A 932-nucleotide genomic window follows, 5' to 3' on the forward strand; every position below is an offset into this window, starting at 1 on the left:
GGTAAGTGGCGTGCCATCCGGACCCTCGCCCGTGACCGTAGCCTGGTTCGATACAGTGCCTGCATCTAGGTCTGCCTGTGTAACCACATGCGTTACCGTGATGGTGGACGTTGCAGCAGGTGCTAGCGTACCGATCTGCTCCTCACCTGCAGGTATAACAGCATTGTTATCCGTCAACACAAGGTTATTGATCGTCACGTTGCCCGTATTGGTGACCACGATATCGTAGGTGATCTGCTGGCCTACCGTATTGTATGGACCTGCGCTTGTGATCTCTTTTGTTACCGTAAAGGATGGTGTCTGTACCACATCCGTATCCGTCGGATCGTTCGGATCAGGCGTGTTCGGATCATCCGAGTCTACCGGGGTAAGTGGCGTGCCACCCGGACCGTCGCCAGTTACCGTAGCCTGGTTCGATACAGTGCCTGCATCAAGATCCGCCTGTGTAACCACATGCGTTACCGATATGGTGGCCGTTGCAGCAGGTGCTAGCGTACCGATCTGCTCCTCGCCTGCAGGGATAACAGCGTTATCGTCTGTCAGCACAAGGTTGTCGATTGTCACGTTGCCCGTGTTCGTTACTGTTATAGTATAGGTGATCTGCTGGCCTACCGTATTGTATGGACCTGCGCTCGTGATCGCTTTTGTTACCGTGAATGATGGTGTCTGTACAACATCCGTATCCGTTGGATCGTTCGGATCAGGCGTGTTCGGATCATCCGAGTCAACTGGGGTAAGCGGTGTGCCACCCGGACCGTCGCCCGTGACCGTAGCCTGGTTGGAAACAGTTCCAGCATCAAGGTCTGCCTGTGTAACCACATGCGTTACCGTAATGGTTCTTGTACCAGCAGGTGCTAGCGTACCGATCTGCTCCTCGCCCGCAGGGATAACAGCGTTATCATCTGTCAGCACAAGGTTGTCGATCGTAACAT

The 932-nt window shown here is 54.2% G+C and carries 1 protein-coding gene; it reads right to left on the minus strand.

Going from position 1 to position 932, the window contains the following annotated elements; all coding sequences use genetic code 11:
* On the minus strand, window positions 1–932 hold a 932-nt coding region (locus FAZ19_RS23730), incomplete at both ends, for a DUF7507 domain-containing protein (protein ID WP_136823261.1).

The sequence above is a fragment of the Sphingobacterium alkalisoli genome, assembly GCF_005049105.1.
In the GTDB taxonomy this organism is placed as follows: Bacteria; Bacteroidota; Bacteroidia; order Sphingobacteriales; family Sphingobacteriaceae; genus Sphingobacterium; species Sphingobacterium alkalisoli.